Origin of the sequence: Bariatricus sp. TF06-38A (assembly GCF_027690675.1) — a bacterium.
Classification (GTDB): Bacteria; Bacillota; Clostridia; order Lachnospirales; family Lachnospiraceae; genus Allocoprococcus; species Allocoprococcus comes.
The window spans coordinates 15,323-39,117 of the sequence record NZ_JAQFCE010000002.1; the positions used below are offsets into that span (position 1 = coordinate 15,323).

Below are 23,795 nucleotides of genomic sequence, written 5' to 3' on the forward strand. Positions count from 1 at the left end.
GAGGCTATATACGATGAAGATTATCGAAGGCGGTGTGACCGCAGCAAAAGGATTTGAGGCAGCATCAACAGCAGCAAAGATCAAATATCAGGACAGAACCGACATGGCAATGATCTACAGCCAGGTTCCATGTGAATGTGCAGGAACATTTACTACAAACGTTGTAAAGGCAGCATGCGTAAAATGGGATCAGCAGGTTGTAAAGAGCGGTGCGAAAGCACAGGCTGTGATCGTCAATTCCGGAATTGCCAATGCATGTACCGGTGCGGAAGGATTTGGCTACTGCAAGGACACAGCAGATGCGGCAGCAGAAGCTCTTGGAATTAATGCAGACGGTGTACTGATCGGATCGACCGGTGTCATCGGAAAGCAGCTTCCAATTGATCGTATCGTGGCAGGGGTAAAGGCTCTTGCTGAAAAGAAAAATGATACACTGGCAAACGGAACTGAGGCAGCAAAAGCAATCATGACGACTGATACCTGTGAAAAACAGATCGCAGTAGAAATCGAGGTTGCCGGAAAGACCGTTACCATCGGTGGTATGGCAAAAGGATCTGGTATGATCCATCCGAATATGTGCACCATGCTCAGCTTTATCACAACAGATGCAGCAATCACAAAAGAGGCACTTCAGAAAGCCCTCAGTGATGATGTCAATGATACATACAATATGATTTCCGTAGACGGAGATACTTCTACAAATGATTCTGTAGTTCTTCTTGCAAACGGAATGGCTGAAAATGAAGTGATCACGGTAGACAGTGAAAGCTATAAGACCTTTGCAGAAGCATTGCATGAGATCAACGAATACCTTGCAAAGAAGATCGCAGGGGACGGAGAAGGAGCAACTGCTTTATTTGAAGTAACTGTAGTTGGCGCAGATACAAAAGAGACTGCAAAGACACTTGCAAAATCAATCGTATGCTCAAATCTTACCAAGGCAGCAATTGCAGGATATGATGCAAACTGGGGAAGAATCCTCTGTGCAATGGGATATTCCGGAGCACAGTTTGACCCGGAAAAGGTGGATCTGTTCTTCGAGAGCAAGGCAGGAAAGATCCAGATCATCGAAAATGGTACAGCGGTAGATTACAGTGAAGAAAAAGCAACGGAGATCCTCTCACAGGAAGAAGTAAAAGCAGTTGCTGATGTGAAGATGGGAAGCGAAAGCGCAACCGCATGGGGATGTGACCTGACTCACGGATATATTGACATCAATGCAGATTACAGAAGCTAGGAGGTAAGCAAAATGGATCAGGATATGCAGCAGTATCTGGACAAAGCAGAAGTTCTGATTGAGGCGCTTACTTATATTCAGCGTTTCAACCGTAAGATCATCGTTGTAAAATACGGTGGAAGTGCAATGCTGGACGAAGAACTCCAGAAAAATGTCATCAAGGATGTTACATTCTTGAAATTGGTTGGATTCAAACCGATCATCGTTCACGGCGGTGGAAAAGAGATCAGTAAATGGGTAAGTAAAGCCGGAATGGAGCCGAAATTCATCGACGGACTTCGTGTGACGGACGCAGAGACCATGGAAATTGCAGAGATGGTACTGAACAAGGTTAATAAAAATCTGGTTCGTATGGTCGAAGAACTTGGTGTCCGTGCTATCGGTGTCAGTGGAAAAGACGGCGGACTTTTAAGAGTTGATAAAAAGCTTTCCATGACAGGACAGGACGTTGGATTTGTAGGAGATATCAAGAAGGTCAATGCAGAGGTTCTTCTGGATCTTCTGGATAAAGATTTTCTCCCGATCGTATGCCCGGTCGGAATCGATGATGATTACAACACTTATAATATCAATGCGGATGATGCAGCTTATTCGATCGCAAAAGCGGTTCATGCTGAGAAGCTTGCGTTCCTCTCTGATATTGAAGGGGTATACAGAGACTACGAGGATAAATCTTCTCTGATCACAGCTCTTACTGTAGATCAGGCGAATGAACTGATCGAAAGCGGAGCAATTTCCGGAGGAATGATCCCGAAACTGCAGAACTGTGTAGGAGCGATTGAAAACGGAGTGTCCAGAGTCCATATTCTGGATGGAAGAATTCCGCACTGCCTGCTTCTTGAGATTTTCACGAAGAAGGGTATCGGAACTGCAATTTTAAGAAACGGTGAAGAAGATTAAAGGGAAGATAAAGAAAGAAGGTAATTCTTATGACAAATCAGTATATGCAGGAAGAGGATGACGCGATTTTAAAAACTTATAACCGTTATCCGGTTGTATTGGACCATGGAGACGGCGCATACCTCTATGATCCGGAAGGAAAGAAATATCTGGATTTCTCAGCAGGATATGCAGTATCTTCTCTGGGATATAACAACAAGGAATTTAATGATGCATTAAAGGCTCAGATTGACAAGATGATCCATACATCAAACCTGTATTATAATACAACCTGCGGTAAAGCAGGAGAAGATCTGAAAAAGATCACCGGTATGTACAAGGTATTCTTCACAAACAGTGGTGGAGAAGCAATCGAAGGTGCGATCAAAACTGCAAGAAAATATGCGTACACAAAAAAAACCGGACGTTATGAATTTATTGCAATGGAGAATTCATTCCACGGCAGAAGTATGGGTGCAGTAGCACTTACCGGACACAAAGAATACAGAGAGCCATTTGAACCGGTTATGCCTGGTGTACATTTTGCAATCTACAATGATCTTGACAGTGTAAAAGCACTGGTAAATGATAAGACCTGCGCAATCATTCTGGAAACAATCCAGGGCGAAGGCGGAATCAACGCAGCGACAAAAGAATTTATGCAGGGAATTCGTAAGATCTGTGATGAGAACGGAATCCTGATGATCTGCGATGAAGTACAGTGTGGTATGGGACGAAGCGGTGCATGGTTTGCATGGCAGCAGATGGGAATCACACCGGATATCATGACAATGGCGAAAGCAATCGGAAGCGGTGTTCCGGTCGGCGCATTTGCGATGACAAAAGAAGTTGCAGATAATTCGCTGGTACCGGGAGATCACGGAACTACATATGGTGGAAACCCACTTTGCTGTGCAGCGGTCAGCAAGACTATTGAGATCTTTGAAAAAGAGCATATGCTCGATCATGTCAATGAAATCGCACCATATCTGACACAGAAACTGCAGGAAATCGTGGATACCTGCGATGCAGCCGTTAAAGTAAAGGGAAGAGGATTGATCCAGGGACTTCAGATCACCAAGCCGCTGGGTGAAGTGACAGCCAAAGCGTTGGAAGAAGGACTTCTGATCATCGGAGCTGGAACAGATGTGATCCGAATGATCCCACCGCTTGTTATCGGTAAAGAACAGGTAGATGAGATGGCAGAGATCCTGAAAAAAGCACTTGCATAAAGTCGGTGCCTGATAAAAATAAGAGAATAAAAGAGCCGGTCATCGGATATACTTTCAGAAGAAAAGGAGGTATGAAAGATGACCGGATTTTTTATTGCCCTGCTGTCGGGAGCGCTGATGAGTGTGCAGGGGGTATTTAACACACAGGTAACAAAGACGACAGGAATGTGGGTGAGCAATGCCTGGGTGCAGCTTAGTGCATTTGCCATCTGTCTGGTAATGTGGCTGATCATGGGGAGGGACAGTATTGCCACGATAGGAGAGGTGCAGCCTAAATATATGCTGCTTGGCGGTGTGATCGGAGCAGGGATCACCTGGACCGTGATCAAAAGTATGGCGCAGCTCGGGCCTGCAAAGGCGGCACTTCTGATCGTTATGTCTCAGCTTATTGTGGCGTATCTGATTGAACTGGTGGGATTATTTGGTGTGGAAAAAGAGCCATTTTCCTGGAGAAAAGTGATCGGTATGGGGATCGCTCTGATCGGCACGACAATTTTTCAGTGGAAATAGGTTGTCTTTTGGAAAAAAATTCGTTACAATAATCATGTCTTGGAAGTACGAGGGGACATGCTCTGCGGAAAAGGAGTATGTATGCGGAAAAGAAGACGGATTTTATATCAAATATGTGGAATTTTCCTTGGAATCAGCTGTATGCTGTCAGCATGCCATGAAAAAGAAGAGACCTTTACCAGTGTGGCTGCTGCAGAAGCGGATGCCGGGGATAAGAAAAACGAGGCAGAATCAAAGGCTGCCGAAGAAAAGCCGGATAAGGCAAAAGCAGATCCGGGTGGTGAAGAAAAAGAAGGTTCGATCTGGGTGTATGTATGTGGCGAGGTGGCATCACCCGGTGTATATGAACTGCAGGAAGGAGACCGCATCACGCATGCCATAGAAGCAGCGGGAGGTCTGACGGAGGCAGCAGGACAGGTTTATCTGAATCAGGCAGCACATCTGACAGATGGACAAAGGATTTATGTGCCATCCAGAGAAGAAGAACAGACTTTGAAAGAAGAAGGTTCACCATCGGATATGGCAGATGCCGGGATGGGAAAAGACACAGGAATAATAAACCTGAACACCGCGACAAAGGCTGAACTTTTAAGCTTAAGCGGGATTGGCGAGTCCCGCGCGGAAGCAATTATTGCTTATAGAGAGACAAACGGTGGATTCAGGAAGATAGAGGATCTGAAGAAAGTGGACGGGATCAAGGAAGGAATCTTTCAGAAGATCCGGGAGCAGATAACGGTAGAGTAGAGGAGTGCGCAAGATGGGCAGAAAAGTATTGGTAGTAGATGATGAAAAGCTGATCGTGAAAGGACTGAGATTCAGCCTGGAACAGGATGATATGGAAGTTGACTGCGCATACGACGGTGAGGAAGCACTTGAGATGGTAAAAAGAAAAGAGTATGATATGATTCTTCTGGATGTCATGCTTCCAAAATACGATGGATTTGAAGTATGCAGACAGATCCGTGATTTCTCAGATGTACCGGTCATCATGCTCACTGCGAAGGGCGAGGATATGGACAAGATCCTCGGGTTGGAATATGGCGCAGATGATTACATCACAAAGCCGTTCAACATTCTTGAGGTTAAGGCCAGAATGAAGGCAATCATGCGCAGGGTCGCTAAAAAAGATGGGATGAGCGCGAGCGGTAAAGTTGTGGTAAAGGGAGATCTGAAGATCGACTGTGAAAGCCGGAGAGTTTTTTCCGGGGACAGGGAACTGAATCTTACCGCAAAAGAATTTGATCTTCTGGAGCTTCTTGCGATGAATCCGAACAAGGTTTACAGCAGGGAAAGTCTTTTGAATATTGTCTGGGGATATGAGTATCCGGGAGATGCAAGAACGGTAGATGTACATATCAGACGACTGCGCGAGAAGATTGAAGTAAATCCAAGTGATCCGAAATACGTTTACACAAAGTGGGGAGTTGGCTATTATTTCAGGGGTTAAATTTTTTGTACCAAAATTCATAAAAAGTCTGCAAGTGCGGGTAACGGTGATCCTGAGCGTATTTGTCATATTATCCAGTGTGATCCTGATGAATGCGATTCTGCAAAGCTATGATCAGAGAACCGTATCCGTGCGCACAGCAGAGATTCAAAACCAGTGTACGATTCTGAGTAATCAGCTGGTCAATTCTGATTATCTGAAAACGGGAGTTTCTGATGTGATCGATACAGAACTATCACAGTTATCCAATATTTACAATGGAAGAGTGCTTGTTATTGATGATGAATTCCGGATTGTGAAAGATACCTATGATCTGGAGGAGGGAAAGACGATCATTTCCGAGGATGTAGTCAAATGCTTCCGCGGCGAGAAGCCGGCAAGTTATGACAGAAAGAGCCGCTACATTGAAGTGGCAGTCCCGGTCAAAAAAGGGGAAGAGCCGGTAAAAGGAATGATTCTGGTCAGTGTTTCTACAGACAGTCTGCGTGACAATGTAGAGGCATTGCAGTCAAAGGCAAGAATTGCAACGGTTGCAATCAGTATTATCGGGATCTTTTTATCAGCAATCATCGGTATGCTGCTTGTAAGGCCGCTGAAAAGGATGTCTCAATCGATCGAGGAGATGGCAGGAGGCTATGGAGATAATTATCTCCATGAAAATGCTTACGATGAAACGGAACGGATTTCCAATGCATTTAATAAGCTGTGGGACCGCTATAAAGTACTGGATGCATCGAGAGAAGAGTTCGTGGCAAATGTATCCCATGAGTTGAAGACACCGTTGACCTCTATGAAGGTGCTGGCGGATTCACTGCTGATGCAGCCGGATGCACCGGCGGAGATTTACCGGGAATTCATGGGTGATTTGTCCGAAGAAATCGAGCGGGAGAATAAGATCATCAATGACCTTCTGGATCTTGTAAAACTGGATAAGAAGGGTGCAAACTTAAATATTAAGAGTCAGGATGTTAATGAACTGGTAGAACGGATTCTCAAAAGATTACAGCCACTTGCGGCAAAAAGTAATATTGAGCTGGTATTTGAGAGTTTTCGTCCAGTGACAGCGGAGATTGATGAGGTAAAGATTGCACTTGTGATCACGAATCTGGTGGAAAATGCGATCAAGTACAATAAAGAGAACGGATGGGTACACGTGTCGTTAAATGCGGATCATAAGTATTTTTATCTGAAGGTTGCGGATTCTGGAATCGGGATTCCGAAAGAAGATACGGATCATATATTCGAGCGATTTTTCCGTGTGGACAAGTCCCATTCTCGTGAGATCGGCGGAACCGGTCTTGGGCTTTCGATTGCAAGAAATGCGGTTGTCATGCACCGCGGTGCGATCAAGGTCTACAGCGAACCGGGAGAGGGAACGACATTTACAGTCCGGATCCCGCTTACTTATATCAAGAGGGAAGGATGAGAAGAATGAAAAAAATTTACCAGATCATAAGCATTCTTCTTGCGGTGTGTCTTCTTACAGGCATTGTGGGATGCAGAAAAAAGGAACAGAAAGCAGATGCAAAATACACGATTTACCAGATTAACCAGAGCGGAACGGCGTTGGTTCCGAAGGACTACGATGGAACAGGAAAGTCGGTGGACGAAGAAGTAAAAGGAATGCTGTCTGCGCTGCAGAAGTGTGATGACGAGGTGAAGGCACAGGCGGCATTGCCGAAAAAGGTAAAACTGGAGAGATACACTCTGGAGGATGAAAAGCTGATCCTGTACTATAATGCTGCTTACGGAAAGATGGATACGGTAAGAGAGGTTCTGTGCAGGGCAGCGCTTGTCCGTTCACTGACGCAGATTGATGGAGTGGATCTGGTGATGATCTGTGTAGATGGAACGCCACTTACGGATAAAAAAGGGAATACTTATGGATACCAGCAGGCAGAAGATTTTGTACAGAACACAGGCTCTTCTATTAACTCTTTCCAGGAGATGAAGCTTACGCTGTATTATGCAGATTCATCTGGAGAAAAGCTACAAAAGGAAGAGGATACGGTGCGGTATAACAGCAATGAGTCGAAGGAACGGGTTGTAGTGGAACAGCTGATGCGAGGACCATCCAATAACAGACTGCTTGCTACCATACCAAAAGGAACAAAGCTGCTGGGTGTATCGATCAAAGATCATATCTGCTATCTGAATTTTGATGAAGGACTTCGGAACATTGCTCCGGGAGTCAGTCCGGAGACGGTGATCTATTCCATCGTAAATTCAGTGATCGATGGTGGAAATGTCTCTGAAGTACAGATTTCAATCAACGGAGACAGCAGTATTGTATATCAGGAGAGTATAAAGCTGGATGAACCTCTGAGCAGAAACCAGGAAATGATAAAGGAGGATTGATCGGTTGATCAAGCGAAGACTTGGTTTTGCCGGAATACTTCTGGCAGGACTGATTCTGGTACTGTATCTGACAGGGGGAGGAAAGATTTTTGGAAGACTCGGTGTGTCAAGGTGTGAGAAGCTCTGGAAAGAGTCGGAAGAAGTGATGGTGGAAGGAGAGGTTTATCAGAAAACCAGAAAAGAAGAAAAACTGATCCTGTATCTGAAAAAAATACAGATCAGAGAGATGGGGAATGGAAAAGCAGTTGCTGACGAGAGGATGCTTGTCTATCTGGATGAAAAGGGAAATGGTCCGGAAATCGGACAGCGGATCCTGGTTAAAGGCAATGTGGGATTTTTTGATCCGGCGGCCAATCCGGGCAATTTTGACCAGAAAAATTATTATAAGCAGCAGAATATCCAGGCAGTCTTATGGAAAGGGAAGGTTCTGGAAAAACAGGTGAAAAAGACTTCCTTCCGGGAAAAGCTGTGGCAGTTTAGGAACCGGACCGCAGATGAGATCTGCAGAGAGATGGGAAAGCGTCGAGGGGGTATTTTGTGTGCGGTTCTTCTGGGAGATTCTTTTTATACAGAAGAGAAAGTGAAAGAACTTTACCGGGTGGCAGGGATCGGGCATCTGCTTGCCATATCCGGTCTGCATATTTCTTTTTTGGGCAACGGACTTTACCGGGGGCTTAGGAAAACCGGATTTTCTATTTTACAGGCCGGTGTAGTGGGAAGTCTGCTTCTTGGGAGCTATGTGGTGATGACCGGAATGAGTGTTTCGGCACTGCGGGCGTTTACCATGTTTCTGATCCGGATGGGAGCAGAGCTGACAGGAAGGGAATACGATGGATTGACGGCACTTGGGATTGCGGAAATTGGTTTGCTTCTGGCAAATCCGTTGCGGCTTTTTACGGCAGGGTTCCAGCTTTCTTTTGCTGCGGTTCTCGGTATCTATCTGATTGGTTCGGAAAATAAAAAAGGCAGATTTTCAGACAGTGTCCGGATGTCGGTGAGGCTCTGGTTTTTTCTGCTGCCAGTTACATTGTGGCACTATTATGAAACCTGCCTGTATGCGCCAGCCTGGAATCTTCTGGTAATTCCGATGGCATCCGTGCTTCTGCTTTGCGGGAGTGCAGGGATGGCAGTCATGCTGATTCCGTGTGGGGCAGGAGATATAATGCAGAGCGCACTTTGGAAAATAACAGAGTGGATTTTGCTTTTTTATGAAAAAGGGAGCGGTCTGCTCCTGGAACTTCCGGGGGCAAGGTGGATTCCGGGAAGACCACGGCCCTGGCAGATTGCCTGTTATTATGGGGTTCTTCTATTTTATTTGTGGAGAAAAAGGAAGGAAAAGAAAGAGGGCAGACAAACCGGGAAACAGGTGGTAAGACAGCTTGTGACAGCTGGGATCTTGCTCATCCTGCTCGGGATCCCAAAGTGGAAACGAGGGCAGATGGAGCTGACTATGCTGGATGTGGGACAGGGCGACTGTTTTTTCTTTCGGGACGGAAACGGAAAAAATTACCTGATCGACGGCGGAAGCAGTTCGGTAGATGCAGCAGGAAGATACCGGTTGGAACCATTTTTAAAATTCCGGGGCGTAAAGAGGCTGGATTATGTGTGGGTGACGCATGGGGATGTGGATCACTTAAATGCAGTGGAAGAACTTCTGGAACGGAGAAAGTATGGAGTAGAAATCCAGTATCTGATTTTTCCGGAACAGAAATATTGGGATGAAAGGCTTAGTAAATTATGTAATCTGGCAGAAGAGGCAGGAACGAAGGTACGGATAATGGAGATGGATACTATTTTTATGTCTGGAAAATTGAAGATGCGTTGTCTCTGGCCTGGAGAAGGTGAGCCATCTGAAAATGGGAATGAAAATTCTCTGGTACTTCACCTGCAATATGGAAAAATTACCATGCTTTTTACTGGAGATCTGGAAAATACCGGAGAAGAGCTGTTGGCAGAGAGAATAAAGAATCTCCGGGAAAAAGGAGAACTTCCGGCGTGTTATGATCTGCTGAAAGTCGGACACCACGGATCAAGAAATGCGACCGGCGAAGAGCTTCTGGAAGTGATCCGACCACGGGCAGCATTCTGTTCATCCGGAAAAGAAAACCGTTATGGACATCCGCATGCGGAAACACTGGAAAGACTTGCAAAATGGGGCGTAAGCCTATATAATACGAAAGACAGAGGTGCTGTCAGTATGTATACAGATGGAAGGGAATATGGTATCCAAAGTCCATGAAAAGTTTGAATGAAGATTTAAAGACAGGACAGTTTAAGCAGATTTATCTTCTGTACGGCGAAGAAGCTTATCTGAAAAAATTATATAAAAACCGTTTCGTCAAAGCGATGGTTCCGGAAGGTGACACGATGAATTATCGTTATTTTGAGGGAAAGAACACGAACCCGAAGGAGATTATCGACCTTGCCGAGACCTTACCTTTTTTTGCAGAGCGCAGGCTGATCGTTCTGGAAAATACCGGTTTTCTGAAAAATGCGACACCGGAGCTGGCAGAATATCTGAAGAACATGCCGGAGACCACTTATATGATCTTTGTGGAATCAGAGCTGGATAAGAGAGGAAAGCTCTACAAAGTGATCAAGGAGAAAGGTCATATTGTAGAACTGAAGCGGCAGGATGAAAAGACACTGATCCGCTGGATCCTTGGGATGGCGAAAAAAGAGAAGCTTCAGATGTCGGAGGCAGCAGTGCGCTATCTGCTTGCAAAGACTGGTAATGACATGGAGAATCTCGGGCAGGAGCTGGAAAAATTATTCTGTTACTGCATGAACCACACGGAGATTACGGCAGCAGATATTGATGAAATCTGTACTACGCAGATCGGAAACCATATTTTTGATATGGTAGATGCGGTTGCAGCAAAAGAGCAGAAAAAAGCGCTGGATTACTATTATGATCTTCTGACACTGAAGGAACCGCCGATGCGGATCCTCTACCTGCTGACCAGACAGTTCCGTATCCTGATGGAGGTAAAAGAGATGGACCGTACTGGGGTTCCGCCAAAAGAGATTGCCGCCAAGGTGGGAATCATGCCATTCCTGGTAGGAAAGTACCGGGCACAGGCGAAGGCATTTACCAGGAAAGAGCTGCGTGGGATCGTAGAAGCCGGTGTACAGACGGAAGAAGATGTAAAAACCGGAAAGATGGGAGATATCCTCTCGGTGGAACTCTTTCTGGTGCAGTACAGTAGCAAACGGGAAAAGTAATCAGATATAGATAAGAAGAAAAAGGAGAGACTGAAAATATGCATATGGATCAGAAAAAGATTCGGAATTTTTGTATTATAGCACATATTGACCATGGAAAATCCACACTGGCGGACCGTATTATCGAACAGACAGGTCTTCTGACCAGCAGAGAGATGCAGGCACAGGTGCTGGATAACATGGATCTGGAAAGAGAACGTGGTATCACAATCAAATCACAGGCAGTCCGCACGGTTTATAAGGCAAAGGATGGGGAGGAATATATCTTTAACCTGATCGATACTCCGGGACACGTAGACTTTAACTATGAAGTGTCACGGAGTCTTGCAGCCTGTGATGGAGCGATCCTGGTCGTTGATGCGGCACAGGGCGTAGAAGCGCAGACACTGGCAAATGTATATCTGGCACTGGACCATGATCTGGATGTCATGCCGGTTATCAACAAGATCGATCTTCCAAGCGCAGAGCCGCAGCGTGTGATCGAAGAGATTGAAGATGTGATCGGAATTGAAGCGCAGGATGCACCACTGATCTCGGCAAAGACAGGGCTTAATGTAGATCAGGTTCTGGAACAGATCGTGACAAAGATCCCTTCTCCGACAGGAGATCCAGATGCACCGCTTCAGGCACTGATTTTCGATTCTCTCTATGATCCGTATAAAGGCGTTATCGTATTCTGCCGTATCAAAGAAGGATGTATCACGAAAGGAATGCCGATTCATATGATGGCGACAGGTGCAACTGCTGATGTTGTGGAGGTTGGATATTTTGGTGCCGGACAGTTTATCCCTTGCGATGAGCTTTCAGCAGGAATGGTTGGATATTTTACAGCCAGCCTGAAAAATGTAAAGGACACCCGTGTGGGTGATACCGTAACAGGTGCGGAAAATCCATGTTCTGAGCCTCTTCCGGGATATAAAAAGGTCAACCCGATGGTGTACTGCGGAATGTATCCGGCAGACAGCTCCAAATACCCGGATCTGAGAGATGCACTGGAAAAACTGCAACTCAACGATGCGGCACTTCAGTTTGAACCGGAGACCTCTCTTGCGCTGGGATTTGGTTTCCGCTGTGGTTTCCTTGGACTTTTGCATCTGGAGATCATTCAGGAGAGACTGGAAAGAGAATACAATCTGGATCTGGTGACAACTGCGCCGGGCGTTATCTACAAGGTGCACAAGACCAACGGAGAAGTGATCGACCTGACCAATCCGTCTAATCTTCCGGATCCGTCAGAAATTGATTTTATGGAAGAGCCGATGGTAAAAGCAGAGATTATGGTGACATCCGAATTTATCGGTGCGATCATGGATCTGTGTCAGGAAAGACGTGGCGAATATCAGGGAATGGAATACATCGAAGAGACCAGAGCGGTATTGAAATACCACCTGCCTCTGAATGAGATCATCTATGATTTCTTTGATGCGCTCAAATCCAGATCCCGCGGTTATGCGTCTTTTGATTATGAAATGCTCGGCTATGTCAAATCTGATCTGGTCAAGCTGGACATCCTGATCAACAAAGAAGAAGTGGATGCTCTTTCCTTTATTGTATTTGCGGGAAGTGCTTATGAGAGAGGAAGAAAGATGTGTGAGAAGCTCAAAGAAGAGATTCCGAGACAGCTTTTTGAAATTCCGATCCAGGCAGCTGTGGGAAGCAAGATCATTGCCCGTGAGACAGTAAGAGCCATGCGTAAGGACGTACTTGCCAAGTGCTACGGCGGTGATATCAGCCGTAAGAAGAAGCTTCTGGAAAAACAGAAGGAAGGAAAGAAGCGTATGCGCCAGGTTGGAAATGTAGAAATTCCACAGAAGGCATTTATGAGTGTATTAAAACTGGACGACAAATAGATAGACAAAGGATAATCGAGCAGGCTGACTCCTACTCGATTCGTATACTTTGTACACTATCTCGCTTAACAGCTCGATGATGTACATTCGCCAAGGACAGATTCTTGTGCAAGCACAAATCTGTACTTGGCTCATCGTATACACAAAAAGGCAGGAGCGGTTTCCGAGGGAAAGGTTCCTGCCTTTTGCACAGAAAAGGAGAAAAGCAGATGCAGCCTTTAGAACTATATATTCATATTCCGTTTTGTGTGAAAAAATGTGCATATTGTGATTTCCTTTCCGGTCCGGCCGGAGAAAAGGAAAAAGAGGAATATGTGAAAATGCTGGTCGATGAGATCAGAAACTGTCCGGATACAGTGCAGAATTACAGGGTGATTTCCATTTTTTTCGGAGGCGGAACCCCATCTCTTCTTACCGGTGAGCAGATTGGGCGGCTGATGGATACGGTCAGGGAAATATTTACGTTGGATGAGGACGCAGAGATCACTATGGAAATGAATCCGGGAACGGTAACGGAAGAAAAACTGCGAAAGTACAGACAGGCAGGGGTGAACCGTCTGAGTATCGGTCTGCAGTCGGTCAATGATGAGGAACTTCGTCTGCTTGGAAGAATCCATACTTATGAAGAATTTCGGGAAGCATATCATCTGGCGAGAGCCAATGGTTTTTCAAATATCAATGTAGACCTGATCTCGGCAATTCCGGGGCAGACGGTGGAAAGCTGGAGGCGTACACTGGAGCAGGTAATGGCACTTTCCCCGGAGCATATTTCTGCATATAGTCTGATCTTGGAAGAGGGAACAACTTTCTATAAAAAATATGTAGAAGACGAGGCAAAAGAAGGGCCAAAGCTTCCGGATGAGGATGCGGAGCGTCAGATGTACTGGGATACGGAAACGCTGATGGAGAAGAACGGATATCACCGTTACGAGATTTCCAATTATGCTAAGGAGGGATATGCCTGCCGGCACAACCTGGGATATTGGGAGAGAATTCCGTATCTGGGATTTGGAATTGGTGCGGCATCTCTGGTTCCCGGGGATCTGATTGGAAATGGAAAATGCAGGAAGCTGGAAGGAAAAATGAGCCGCTACACGAACCCGGATCAGTTAAAGGAGTATGCACATTCCTACAGGAACAAATTTCAGGCAGAGCTTCTGACAGAAACTGAGGAGATGGAGGAATTTATGTTTCTTGGACTGCGGAAAATGAACGGAATCTCAAAAAAAGAATTTTCAGAGTATTTTGGGAAAAGTCTGGAGGATATTTACGGTGAACCGATCTGCAAACTGGAAAGCTTAAAGCTTCTTGAGCAAGATGATGACAGAGTATGGCTTACAAAACGGGGGATCGATGTCAGCAACAGTGTGTTTGTAGAGTTTCTGCTGGAAGAGTAAAATTTGGAAAATCAGAAAAATATAAAGTATACTTGACAAATAGGTTTTATAGGCATATAATGACATCATCGAGTTAAACCTATCAAAACAGTAGGAAAGAAAGGAGAACTTACGATGTCAAAAATTTATAATGGTGCTTTAGAGCTTGTTGGAAATACTCCTCTTGTAGAGGTGAAAAATATTGAAGAAGAATTAGGATTAGAGGCAAGAATCCTTGTGAAACTGGAATATTTTAACCCGGCTGGAAGTGTAAAAGACAGAATTGCCAAAGCAATGATCGAGGATGCTGAGGAAAAAGGATTATTAAAAGAAGGTTCTGTTATCATTGAGCCTACTTCGGGAAATACGGGAATCGGTCTTGCATCGATTGCAGCAGTCAAAGGATACCGTATCATTCTTACTATGCCGGAGACAATGAGTGTAGAAAGAAGAAACATCCTGAAAGCATACGGAGCAGAGATTGTTCTGACAGAAGGCGCAAAGGGAATGAAGGGTGCGATTGAAAAAGCAGATGAACTTGCAAAAGAGATCCCGGGCAGCTATATTCCTGGACAGTTTGTTAATCCGGCTAATCCGGAAGTACACAGAAAGACAACCGGACCAGAGATCTGGAAGGATACAGACGGAGAAGTAGATCTGTTTATCGCAGGTGTTGGTACAGGTGGAACACTGACCGGTGTCGGCGAATATCTGAAATCCCAGAATCCGGATGTGAAGATCGTTGCATTGGAGCCTGCAAGCTCACCGGTACTTTCTACAGGAAAAGGTGGTCCTCACAAGATTCAGGGAATCGGAGCAGGATTTGTACCGGACGTACTCAACACAACTGTATATGATGAAATATTTACTGTAGAAAATGATGACGCTTTTGCAACAGGAAAGCTGCTTGCAAAGAAAGAGGGAATCCTGGTAGGAATTTCTTCGGGAGCCGCACTTTATGGAGCGATCGAACTTGCAAAACGTCCGGAAAACAAAGGAAAGACGATTGTGGCACTGCTTCCGGATACCGGAGACAGATATTACTCCACACCGCTCTTCACGGAGTAGAATATGAATTTTTCAAAGAAAAGCAGATACGGACTTCGGGCACTGATCGACCTGTCCGTATACTCGAAAGAATCCCATGTTGCACTTGCAGCAATTGCAGAGCGTAACAGTATTTCACCGCAGTATCTGGAACAGGTATTTGCGGCACTCAGAAAAGCCGGAATCATCAAAAGTGTGAAAGGACCGCAGGGGGGATACCTGTTGGCGAAGCCTGCCACAAAGATTTCGGTTGCGGAAATATTACGTGCGCTGGAAGGTGATTATCTCATCGAAGAAGAGGAGGTAGAAGGCGCCGAGAACGGAAGAGCTGCGGCTCAGGCTGTACAGAGTGAAGTTATCGAACGTCTGAACAGAGGACTACAGGATATCCTTGAGAATCTGTTTCTCTCTGACCTCGAACAAAAATATCAGGAATACAGTGAATACAGTCAAGACATGTACTATATATAATAGAAGAAATGCACACCATCAGACCGGGAGGCTGAGGTGTGTATTTTTTGGTTTGACGGTCGAGTGGGGAGTTTGGGAGGAAGGGAGCAGGCGATTCAGGCAGAAAAGAAGGGATTCCGATTCAATCGGCAAATCATTCCGATGAGCCTCCGAAAACAATCATTGTGTCAGCAATGGCTTCCACAATGATTTAAGTCTCATCTACATTGCCTCAAATGAATTGGAATCCCTTCTTTTCTGCCTGGTCGCCCCGCCCCCTTTCCTCCCAAACTCCCCACCCTCTTCCTGGAAGACAGAAAACATACAGACGGGACGCCCCAGTTTGATGATGTGCGGAAAAAACCGGTTGCTCCAGCCAGTTGTTGTTTAAGTGGAAGTGTGGAGCTCCCAGAAAGTAGAAAATGCATCATCTCAAAACAGCCTAATCCCAGGAAGTAGAAAATACATCATCTTCAAACAGTCCGATCCCAATATTTGCGGACGAAAATGGCGCAGCCATTAAGTCCCGCCCCACGCAATACAGTATTGTTAAAAAAGCAAGTAAATCCTTTATAGTATGTCCTGTAAGCGCCCAAATCAAGTCGATTATTATAGGCTTGAGTGAGGTTCCACCCGGATATGCTGTCGGATTCCAATTCATTTGAGGCAATGGAGATGAGACTCAGAACATTATGGAAGCCTTTGCTGACATAATGTTCGCTTTCAGAGGCTCATCGGAATGGTTTGCCGATTGAATTGGAATCCGACAGCATATCCGGGTGGAACCGGACTAAAAATAAAAAAATCATAAACCCTGTTGACAAAGTGAATAGTAAGTGGTACATTTATAAGCGTAGAAAATGTTAGCACTCAGACATAACGAGTGCTAATAACAAAAAGGAGGTAGCATATGGAAGCCATACAGGAACTTAATGAGCGGAAGACGAAGATCTTACATGCAATCATTAAGAACTATCTTGAGACCGGAGAGCCTGTGGGATCCAGAACGATTTCCAAGTATACGGATCTGAATTTAAGTTCGGCAACGATCCGGAATGAGATGGCAGATCTCGAAGAGCTTGGTTATATCATGCAGCCTCACACATCAGCAGGAAGGATTCCGTCGGATAAAGGTTACAGATGGTATGTGGATATGCTGATGAGCCAGAAAGAACAGGAGATTACCGAAATCAAAGGTCAGATGCTTGAGAAGGCTGACAAGATGGAAGAACTTCTGAAGCAGGTTGCAAAGGTTCTTGCGAACAACACGAATTATGCGACGATGATTTCGACTCCGACTTACAACGGGAACAAATTAAAATTTATCCAGCTTTCGCAGGTTGATGACCATCAGCTGATCGTTGTGATTGTGATGGAAGGCAACATTGTAAAGAACCAGATCGTGACACTGGATGAGCCGCTCAGCAATGAAGCACTATTGAAGCTGAATATGCTTCTGAATACTTCGCTGAACGGAACTTCACTAGAGCAGATCAATCTGGGAGTGATCGCAAGACTGAAAGAACAGGCAGGGATCCACAGTGGTGTGATGAGCAGTGTCCTGGATGCAGTAGCGAATGTGATCCAGCTGGATGACGACATGGAGATTTACACCAGTGGCGCGACGAATATTTTCAAGTATCCGGAGCTTAGTGATAAGCAGAGCGCACAGGAGATCATCAGTGCTTTTGAAGAAAAGCAGCAGCTTGCCGCTCTGGTAACAAAGTCAATGGCAAACGGCGGTGAAGACAGAGACATCCAGGTATACATCGGAGATGAATCGAATGTGGAGAACATGAAAGACTGCAGCGTAGTCACAGCAACATATGAGTTGGGTGAGGGCATGCAGGGAACCATCGGAATCATCGGACCGAAGCGAATGGATTATGAACATGTCATGAAGACGCTTAAGACACTGATGGCAGAGCTGGATGACATATTCCACAGGGATGAGCCGAAAAAGCTCGAATAAGAAGTAAGAAAGGTGGAAGAACCATTGGATAAAAAGATGAGTAATGAAGAAATGGTAAAAGAAGCAGTGGAAGAAGCAAAGAAAGCTGCGGAGGCAGAAGCCGAAGAGCAGGAGGCAAAAGGGCAGGAACCGGAAGACGCGGAAGAAACCGAAGCAACAGAGGAAGAAGCTGTTGGTAAAGAGACGAATTCCGAAGATGCTGAAGAACCAAAGAAAAAGAAGCTGTTTGAAAAGAAGAATAAAAAAGATAAAAAGGATGAGCAGATCGCAGATCTGACAGACAAACTTACGAGACACATGGCTGAGTTCGATAATTACAGAAAGCGTACTGAAAAAGAAAAGTCAGCGATGTATGAGATCGGAGCCAAAGATGTTGTAGAAAAAATTCTTCCGATTGTAGACAACTTTGAACGCGGACTTCAGTCCGTACCGGAAGAAAAGAAAGATGATCCGTTCGTAGATGGAATGGATAAGATCTATAAACAAATGATGAGCACACTGGAAGGAATCGGAGTAAAACCGATCGAAGCAGTTGGTCAGGAATTCGATCCGAATTTCCACAATGCAGTGATGCATGTGGAGGATGAAGAACTTGGTGAAAATGTAGTAGCCGAGGAATTCCAGAAAGGATATATGTACCGTGACTCAGTCGTAAGACACAGCATGGTAAAGGTAGCAAACTAAGATATACCGTGTACCGCATTTACGATACACTTTATATAAATAACAAAGCAAAATACAATTTTTATAATATTAACAGGAGGTCTTCATAATGGGCAAAATCATTGGTATTGACTTAGGTACAACAAACAGTTGTGTAGCGGTTATGGAAGGTGGACAGCCGGTCGTAATCGCAAATACAGAAGGAGCAAGAACTACACCATCTGTAGTAGCATTTACAAAGACAGGAGAACGTCTTGTAGGTGAACCTGCAAAACGTCAGGCAGTAACAAATGCAGAAAAGACAATCTCGTCTATCAAGCGTGAGATGGGTACAGATCATAAAGTAGACATCGATGGAAAGAAATATTCTCCACAGGAAATTTCAGCTATGATCCTCCAGAAATTGAAAGCAGATGCAGAAGGATATCTTGGAGAAAAAGTTACGGAAGCAGTTATCACTGTTCCGGCTTACTTCAACGATGCTCAGCGTCAGGCTACAAAAGATGCAGGTAAGATTGCAGGTCTTGATGTAAAACGTATTATCAACGAGCCTACAGCAGCAGCTCTTGCATATGGACTTGACAATGAAAAAGAACAGAAGATCATGGTATACGACCTTGGCGGTGGTACATTTGATGTATCTGTTATCGAGATCGGTGACGGCGTTATCGAAGTTCTTTCTACAGCTGGTAACAACAGACTTGGTGGAGATGACTTCGACCAGAAGATCACAGATTATATGCTTGCAGATTTCAAGGCAAAAGAAGGCGTAGACCTGTCAACAGACAGAATGGCACTTCAGAGACTGAAAGAAGCAGCTGAAAAAGCAAAGAAAGAACTTTCTTCTGCAACAACAACAAACATCAACCTTCCGTTCATCACAGCAACAGCTGAAGGACCGAAGCATTTTGATATGACTCTTACAAGAGCTAAATTCGATGAACTGACCCGTGACCTTGTAGAAAAGACACAGGAACCGGTAAGACGTGCACTTTCTGATGCAGGACTTACAGCAGCAGACTTAGGTCAGGTACTTCTTGTTGGTGGATCTACACGTATCCCGGCAGTTCAGGAAGAAGTAAAACGTCTGACAGGAAAAGAACCAAGCAAATCTCTTAACCCGGATGAATGTGTAGCACTTGGTGCTTCTATCCAGGGTGGTAAGCTTGCAGGAGATGCAGGTGCAGGCGACATCCTTCTTCTTGATGTAACTCCACTTTCACTTTCTATCGAAACAATGGGTGGTGTAGCTACAAGACTGATCGAGAGAAACACAACAATCCCGACAAAGAAGAGCCAGATCTTCTCTACAGCAGCTGATAACCAGACAGCCGTTGATATCAATGTTGTACAGGGTGAAAGACAGTTTGCAAGAGATAACAAGTCCCTCGGACAGTTCAGACTGGATGGAATTCCGCCGGCTCCACGTGGAATCCCACAGATCGAAGTTACATTCGATATTGATGCAAACGGTATCGTAAATGTATCTGCAAAAGATCTGGGAACAGGAAAAGAACAGCACATCACAATTACAGCAGGATCTAATATGTCTGATGCAGATATCGACAAAGCTGTAAAAGAAGCTGCTGAATTTGAAGCTCAGGATAAGAAACGTAAAGAAGCAATCGATGCTAAGAACGATGCCGACGCTATGGTATTCCAGACAGAAAAAGCACTTGGCGAAGTTGGAGATAAGATCGATGCAGCAGACAAAGCAGCAGTAGAAGCTGACGTACAGGCTCTGAAAGATCTGCTTGCGAAAGCGAATACAGAAGAACTTACAGATGCTCAGGTTGCAGAAATCAAAGCAGGAAAAGAAAAACTGATGGAAAGCGCTCAGAAACTGTTCACAAAGGTTTACGAACAGGCAGGCGCACAGGCTGGTCAGGCAGGACCACAGGCTGGACCTGCACCAGAAGCAGGACCGGCTCCGGAAGGATTTAACGGAGATGACGTAGTTGACGGAGATTACAAAGAAGTTTAATCCGTAAGATAAGATGAGAAACTGCAAGGCGGCATTATACCGTCTTGCAGATTTCATGTATCATAAATAAAAATAGTTTTTTATGACATAAAAAGCCTCCGGTTAGGTGAACTGCATGTGCAAAGAAGATGTTGCAGAGAGCCGGCGCGGGCATGAGAATGTGCCAGGGTACATTCTGTATTAAAATACTTTGAGAAATATCTAAGTGAGGTAGGATTATGGCAGAGGCAAAAAGGGATTATTATGAGATCCTGGGCGTATCACGAGATGCGGATGATGCGACTCTGAAAAAAGCATACAGAGCTTTGGCGAAAAAATATCACCCGGATATGAATCCAGGAGATGCAGAAGCCGAAAAGAAGTTCAAGGAGGCTTCTGAAGCCTATGCTGTTCTGAGTGATGCAGACAAACGGCGTCAGTACGATCAGTTTGGTCATGCAGCGTTTGAAGGCGGTGCAGGCGGAGCCGGTGGATATGGCGGTTTTGATTTTAACGGGGCAGACTTTGGTGATATTTTTGGTGATATCTTCGGTGATCTGTTTGGCGGTGGCAGAAGAGGCGGACGTGCGAACAATGGTCCGATGAAAGGCGCCAATATCCGTAAAGGTGTCCGGATTACATTTGAGGAAGCAATTTTTGGATGCGAGAAGGAACTGGATATCGTTCTGAAAGATCCATGTACAAAGTGTAACGGAACAGGAGCAAAACCGGGAACAAGTCCGGAGACCTGTTCAAAATGTGGTGGAAAAGGTCAGGTTGTTTATACATCACAGTCGTTCTTCGGAACGGTGCAGAATGTGCAGACCTGTCCGGACTGTCATGGAACGGGTAAGATCATTCGTGAGAAATGTCCGGACTGTGGTGGAACAGGCTATACTTCAAGCCGCAAGAAGATCAAAGTCACAATCCCGGCAGGTATTGACAATGGTCAGAGCGTAAGAATCCGTGAGAAAGGTGAACCGGGTGTGAATGGCGGACCGAGGGGAGACCTTCTGGTAGAAGTTACGGTTTCCAGACATCCAATCTTCCAGAGACAGGATGTTCATATTTTCTCAACTGCACCAATTTCGTTTGCGCAGGCAGCACTTGGTGGTGATGTGCGAATCAAGACGGTTGATGGTGATGTGATCTATACCGTAAAACCGGGAACTAAGACTGATACAAAAGTACGCCTGAAAGGAAAAGGGGTACCTTCTTTGAGAAATCCTCAGGTCAGAGGTGATCATTATGTGACGCTGGTTATTCAGACCCCGGAAAAATTAAGTCCGGAAGCCAAAGAAGTGCTTAGACATTTTGATCAGTTGACAGGAAATACACTGAACCAGGAAGAGCCGGCTTCTGAATCGAAGGGTAAAGCTAAGAAAAAAGGGTTCATGGATAAGTTAAAAGAAACATTTGAAGAATAATAAAAAGGTGGCCGTGAAAAACTCGATTGAATTTTTCACAGCCACCTTTTTTATTCTTCTTCGTCTTCCAGTTCTCCTCCGATGACACCTCCGAGAACGGCAGTGAAAGAAGCAACAACGACAGCGGCGATGATTGCTACACCGATCAGTGCTACTAAAATACCCATAACACGTACCTCCTTTTCTCGTCTTTTTATAGTATAACACGGAGGCAAGTAAAATTAAATGAAAAAATGTGACTTTTTTCATTTAGTATGCTATAATGTCAAAGAGCAAATGATAACACAGCGTATTGTCAGTTTTGCGGATTTAAAATAGTAAGGCTTAGCGGTTAAGGAGGGCAAACCAATATGGCACTGAAAAAACAGATAAAAGAAACAAAGGCAGCAGAGGTAAAGGCAGCGGCAGAAACTAAAGAAGAAGTAAAAACAGCAGTTAAAGCAGCAGAAGATAAAGTCAGCGAAAAAGTAGAAGAAGTAAAAGAAACTGCTAAAAAAGAAGCACAGCCGAAAGAAGTAAAGGCTACTGTTGAAAAGAAAGCGCAGGAGGTAAAAAAAGCTGCAGGAGAAGTGAAAAAAACAGTAGAAGAAACAGCTGAAAAAGCTGCAAAAGAAGTGAAGAAAACTGCAGAGAAAGTTACAAAAGAAGTAAAGAAAGCAGCACCAAAAACAACAGCAAAAAAATCTGCGGCAAAGAAAGAAATCAAAACAGAAGTTGTTCTTCAGTATGGTGAAAAAGAAGTAAACACAAAAGATATGATTGCTTCAGTAAAAAAAGACTGGACAAAACAGAAACATAAAATTTCCGAGATCAAGAGTATTGAGCTTTATGTAAAACCGGAAGATTATGCAGTATACTATGTAATCAATGGCGAACATACCGGAAAAGTATGGTTATAAGATAAGACTGAAAGATTTAGTCCGAACCGCAATCTTTATTGAACGGTTCGGATTTTTTTAAGGAGAGAGGTAAAATGCAAAAATTTATACAGTATACCCCGACAGAAATCCTGTTTGGAGAAAACACACAGGCAGAAGTTGGGAAAGAAGTTAAGAAATGGGGTGGAAGCCGTGTATTTATCGTATATGGCGGTGGAAGTGTAAAGAAAAGCGGACTTCTTGCGCAGGTAGAAGAAGCACTGGAAAAAGAAGGACTTGCTTATGAGGAATTTGGCGGAGTAAAGCCAAATCCCCGGATGGCATATGCACAGGAAGGCGTTGAGAAAGCAATTGAGTTTGGTGCGGATTTTCTTCTTGCAGTAGGCGGTGGAAGTTCTATTGATACAGCAAAGGCGATCGCCCATGGTGTGGCAAACCCGGACTGGTCTCTGGAGGAAATCTGGGGAGGTGAAATCATACTTACCAGATCGACACCGGTAGGATGCGTACTTACGATTGCGGCAGCAGGAAGTGAAACAAGCGATTCCGCAGTTCTGACAAACGAAGAAACAAAGAAAAAGGGAGGAATCAGCACTAGCCTGAACCGCCCGAAGTTTGCGATTATGAATCCGGTTCTTACCTATACGCTTCCAAAATATCAGATTGCATGTGGAGTCGTAGATATCATGATGCATACGCTGGAACGTTATTTTATTCCGAATACGAGAAATCAGATGACAGATGAGATTGCAGAGGGAGTTCTGCGGGTTGTGATTGAAAATGGAAAGAAAGGTCTGGAGAATCCGACAGACTACGATGCCATGAGCGAAATCATGTGGGCAGGAAGTCTTTCACATAATGGTCTGACAGGTCTCGGAAGAGCAAAAGATTTTTCTGTACATAAGCTCGGACATGCACTTGGTGCAAAATATGATAAGGCGCATGGTGCAACCCTTTCAGCTGTCTGGGGATCCTGGGCAGAATATGTCTATAAAAACGATGAAGAAAGATTTGCGCATTACGCAAAAAAAGTATGGGGCGTAGAGGAAGAAGATGTGGCGAAAGCCGCAAAAGAGGGAATTCGCCGGACGGTAGAATATTTCCGTGAGATTCATATGCCGACAAATTTAAAGGAACTGGAGATCGGAGAAGTATCAGAGGAAGATCTGCGGGAACTTGCTATGGCGGCGACATTAAATGATACTGTAAAACTTTCAAAAATCAAAGAACTTACTGCCGAAGATGTATACCAGATTTTCCGGAAAGCAGCAGGAAAATAAG

Annotated in this window: 20 protein-coding genes; all 20 read left to right on the plus strand. The window is 44.8% G+C overall.

Features of this window, described 5'->3' with window-relative positions; translation table 11 throughout:
• Positions 1–13 precede the first annotated feature (13 nt).
• The 20 genes from argJ to PG418_RS02360 all read left to right on the plus strand — a co-directional run bounded on the left by argJ (position 14) and on the right by PG418_RS02360 (position 23,794).
• Positions 14–1,237, plus strand: a complete 1,224-nt coding sequence (gene argJ, locus PG418_RS02265; RefSeq protein ID WP_498836992.1) for a bifunctional glutamate N-acetyltransferase/amino-acid acetyltransferase ArgJ — start codon at positions 14–16, stop codon at positions 1,235–1,237.
• A gap of 12 nt (positions 1,238–1,249) precedes the next feature.
• Positions 1,250–2,137, plus strand: coding sequence for an acetylglutamate kinase (gene argB / locus PG418_RS02270; protein ID WP_008374684.1), 888 nt, complete (start codon positions 1,250–1,252; stop codon positions 2,135–2,137).
• Positions 2,138–2,166: 29 nt separating this feature from the next.
• Positions 2,167–3,348, plus strand: coding sequence for an aspartate aminotransferase family protein (locus PG418_RS02275; protein ID WP_022220713.1), 1,182 nt, complete (start codon positions 2,167–2,169; stop codon positions 3,346–3,348).
• A gap of 78 nt (positions 3,349–3,426) precedes the next feature.
• The gene (locus PG418_RS02280) at positions 3,427–3,858 is read left to right on the plus strand and encodes a DMT family transporter (protein ID WP_008374687.1); all 432 of its coding nucleotides are present in this window, start codon (positions 3,427–3,429) and stop codon (positions 3,856–3,858) included.
• An 81-nt stretch (positions 3,859–3,939) separates the two neighbouring features.
• The gene (locus PG418_RS02285; RefSeq protein WP_022220712.1) at positions 3,940–4,602 is read left to right on the plus strand and encodes a helix-hairpin-helix domain-containing protein; all 663 of its coding nucleotides are present in this window, start codon (positions 3,940–3,942) and stop codon (positions 4,600–4,602) included.
• Between the two features lie 13 nt (positions 4,603–4,615).
• Entirely contained in the window at positions 4,616–5,305 is a 690-nt protein-coding gene (locus PG418_RS02290; RefSeq protein WP_008374691.1) for a response regulator transcription factor, read from the plus strand.
• Positions 5,250–6,731: a sensor histidine kinase gene (locus PG418_RS02295; RefSeq protein WP_498836993.1), complete on the plus strand. Its 1,482-nt coding sequence runs from the start codon at positions 5,250–5,252 to the stop codon at positions 6,729–6,731. The genes PG418_RS02290 and PG418_RS02295 overlap by 56 nt, the downstream gene beginning before the upstream one ends.
• Positions 6,732–6,736: 5 nt before the next feature.
• Positions 6,737–7,663: a GerMN domain-containing protein gene (locus PG418_RS02300; protein WP_195368647.1), complete on the plus strand. Its 927-nt coding sequence runs from the start codon at positions 6,737–6,739 to the stop codon at positions 7,661–7,663.
• Between the two features lie 4 nt (positions 7,664–7,667).
• Positions 7,668–9,902 (plus strand): DNA internalization-related competence protein ComEC/Rec2, encoded by a 2,235-nt coding sequence (locus tag PG418_RS02305; RefSeq protein ID WP_498836994.1) that lies wholly within the window; start codon positions 7,668–7,670, stop codon positions 9,900–9,902.
• Positions 9,899–10,888 (plus strand): DNA polymerase III subunit delta, encoded by a 990-nt coding sequence (gene holA, locus PG418_RS02310; protein ID WP_175305892.1) that lies wholly within the window; start codon positions 9,899–9,901, stop codon positions 10,886–10,888. The genes PG418_RS02305 and holA overlap by 4 nt, the downstream gene beginning before the upstream one ends.
• A gap of 38 nt (positions 10,889–10,926) precedes the next feature.
• A complete protein-coding gene (gene lepA, locus PG418_RS02315) occupies positions 10,927–12,738 on the plus strand; it encodes a translation elongation factor 4 (RefSeq protein WP_008374702.1) in 1,812 nt (603 codons plus the stop codon).
• Between the two features lie 209 nt (positions 12,739–12,947).
• The gene (gene hemW, locus PG418_RS02320) at positions 12,948–14,135 is read left to right on the plus strand and encodes a radical SAM family heme chaperone HemW (protein WP_498836995.1); all 1,188 of its coding nucleotides are present in this window, start codon (positions 12,948–12,950) and stop codon (positions 14,133–14,135) included.
• Between the two features lie 114 nt (positions 14,136–14,249).
• The gene (gene cysK / locus PG418_RS02325) at positions 14,250–15,182 is read left to right on the plus strand and encodes a cysteine synthase A (RefSeq protein ID WP_055157569.1); all 933 of its coding nucleotides are present in this window, start codon (positions 14,250–14,252) and stop codon (positions 15,180–15,182) included.
• 3 nt (positions 15,183–15,185) lie between these two features.
• The gene (locus PG418_RS02330) at positions 15,186–15,632 is read left to right on the plus strand and encodes an RrF2 family transcriptional regulator (RefSeq protein WP_498836996.1); all 447 of its coding nucleotides are present in this window, start codon (positions 15,186–15,188) and stop codon (positions 15,630–15,632) included.
• An 889-nt stretch (positions 15,633–16,521) separates the two neighbouring features.
• A complete protein-coding gene (hrcA, locus tag PG418_RS02335; protein WP_022220707.1) occupies positions 16,522–17,583 on the plus strand; it encodes a heat-inducible transcriptional repressor HrcA in 1,062 nt (353 codons plus the stop codon).
• A 36-nt stretch (positions 17,584–17,619) separates the two neighbouring features.
• Positions 17,620–18,267, plus strand: a complete 648-nt coding sequence (gene grpE, locus PG418_RS02340; protein WP_498837080.1) for a nucleotide exchange factor GrpE — start codon at positions 17,620–17,622, stop codon at positions 18,265–18,267.
• An 88-nt stretch (positions 18,268–18,355) separates the two neighbouring features.
• Entirely contained in the window at positions 18,356–20,230 is a 1,875-nt protein-coding gene (dnaK, locus tag PG418_RS02345) for a molecular chaperone DnaK (RefSeq protein ID WP_008374721.1), read from the plus strand.
• A gap of 218 nt (positions 20,231–20,448) precedes the next feature.
• Positions 20,449–21,636 carry a molecular chaperone DnaJ gene (gene dnaJ, locus PG418_RS02350; RefSeq protein WP_008374725.1) on the plus strand — a complete coding sequence of 396 codons (1,188 nt, stop codon included), beginning with the start codon at positions 20,449–20,451 and terminating at the stop codon, positions 21,634–21,636.
• A gap of 350 nt (positions 21,637–21,986) precedes the next feature.
• The gene (locus PG418_RS02355; protein ID WP_070097332.1) at positions 21,987–22,535 is read left to right on the plus strand and encodes a DUF6465 family protein; all 549 of its coding nucleotides are present in this window, start codon (positions 21,987–21,989) and stop codon (positions 22,533–22,535) included.
• A 74-nt stretch (positions 22,536–22,609) separates the two neighbouring features.
• On the plus strand, positions 22,610–23,794 hold the full coding sequence (locus PG418_RS02360; RefSeq protein ID WP_498836997.1) for an iron-containing alcohol dehydrogenase: 1,185 nt from the start codon (positions 22,610–22,612) through the stop codon (positions 23,792–23,794).
• Position 23,795 lies beyond the last annotated feature (1 nt).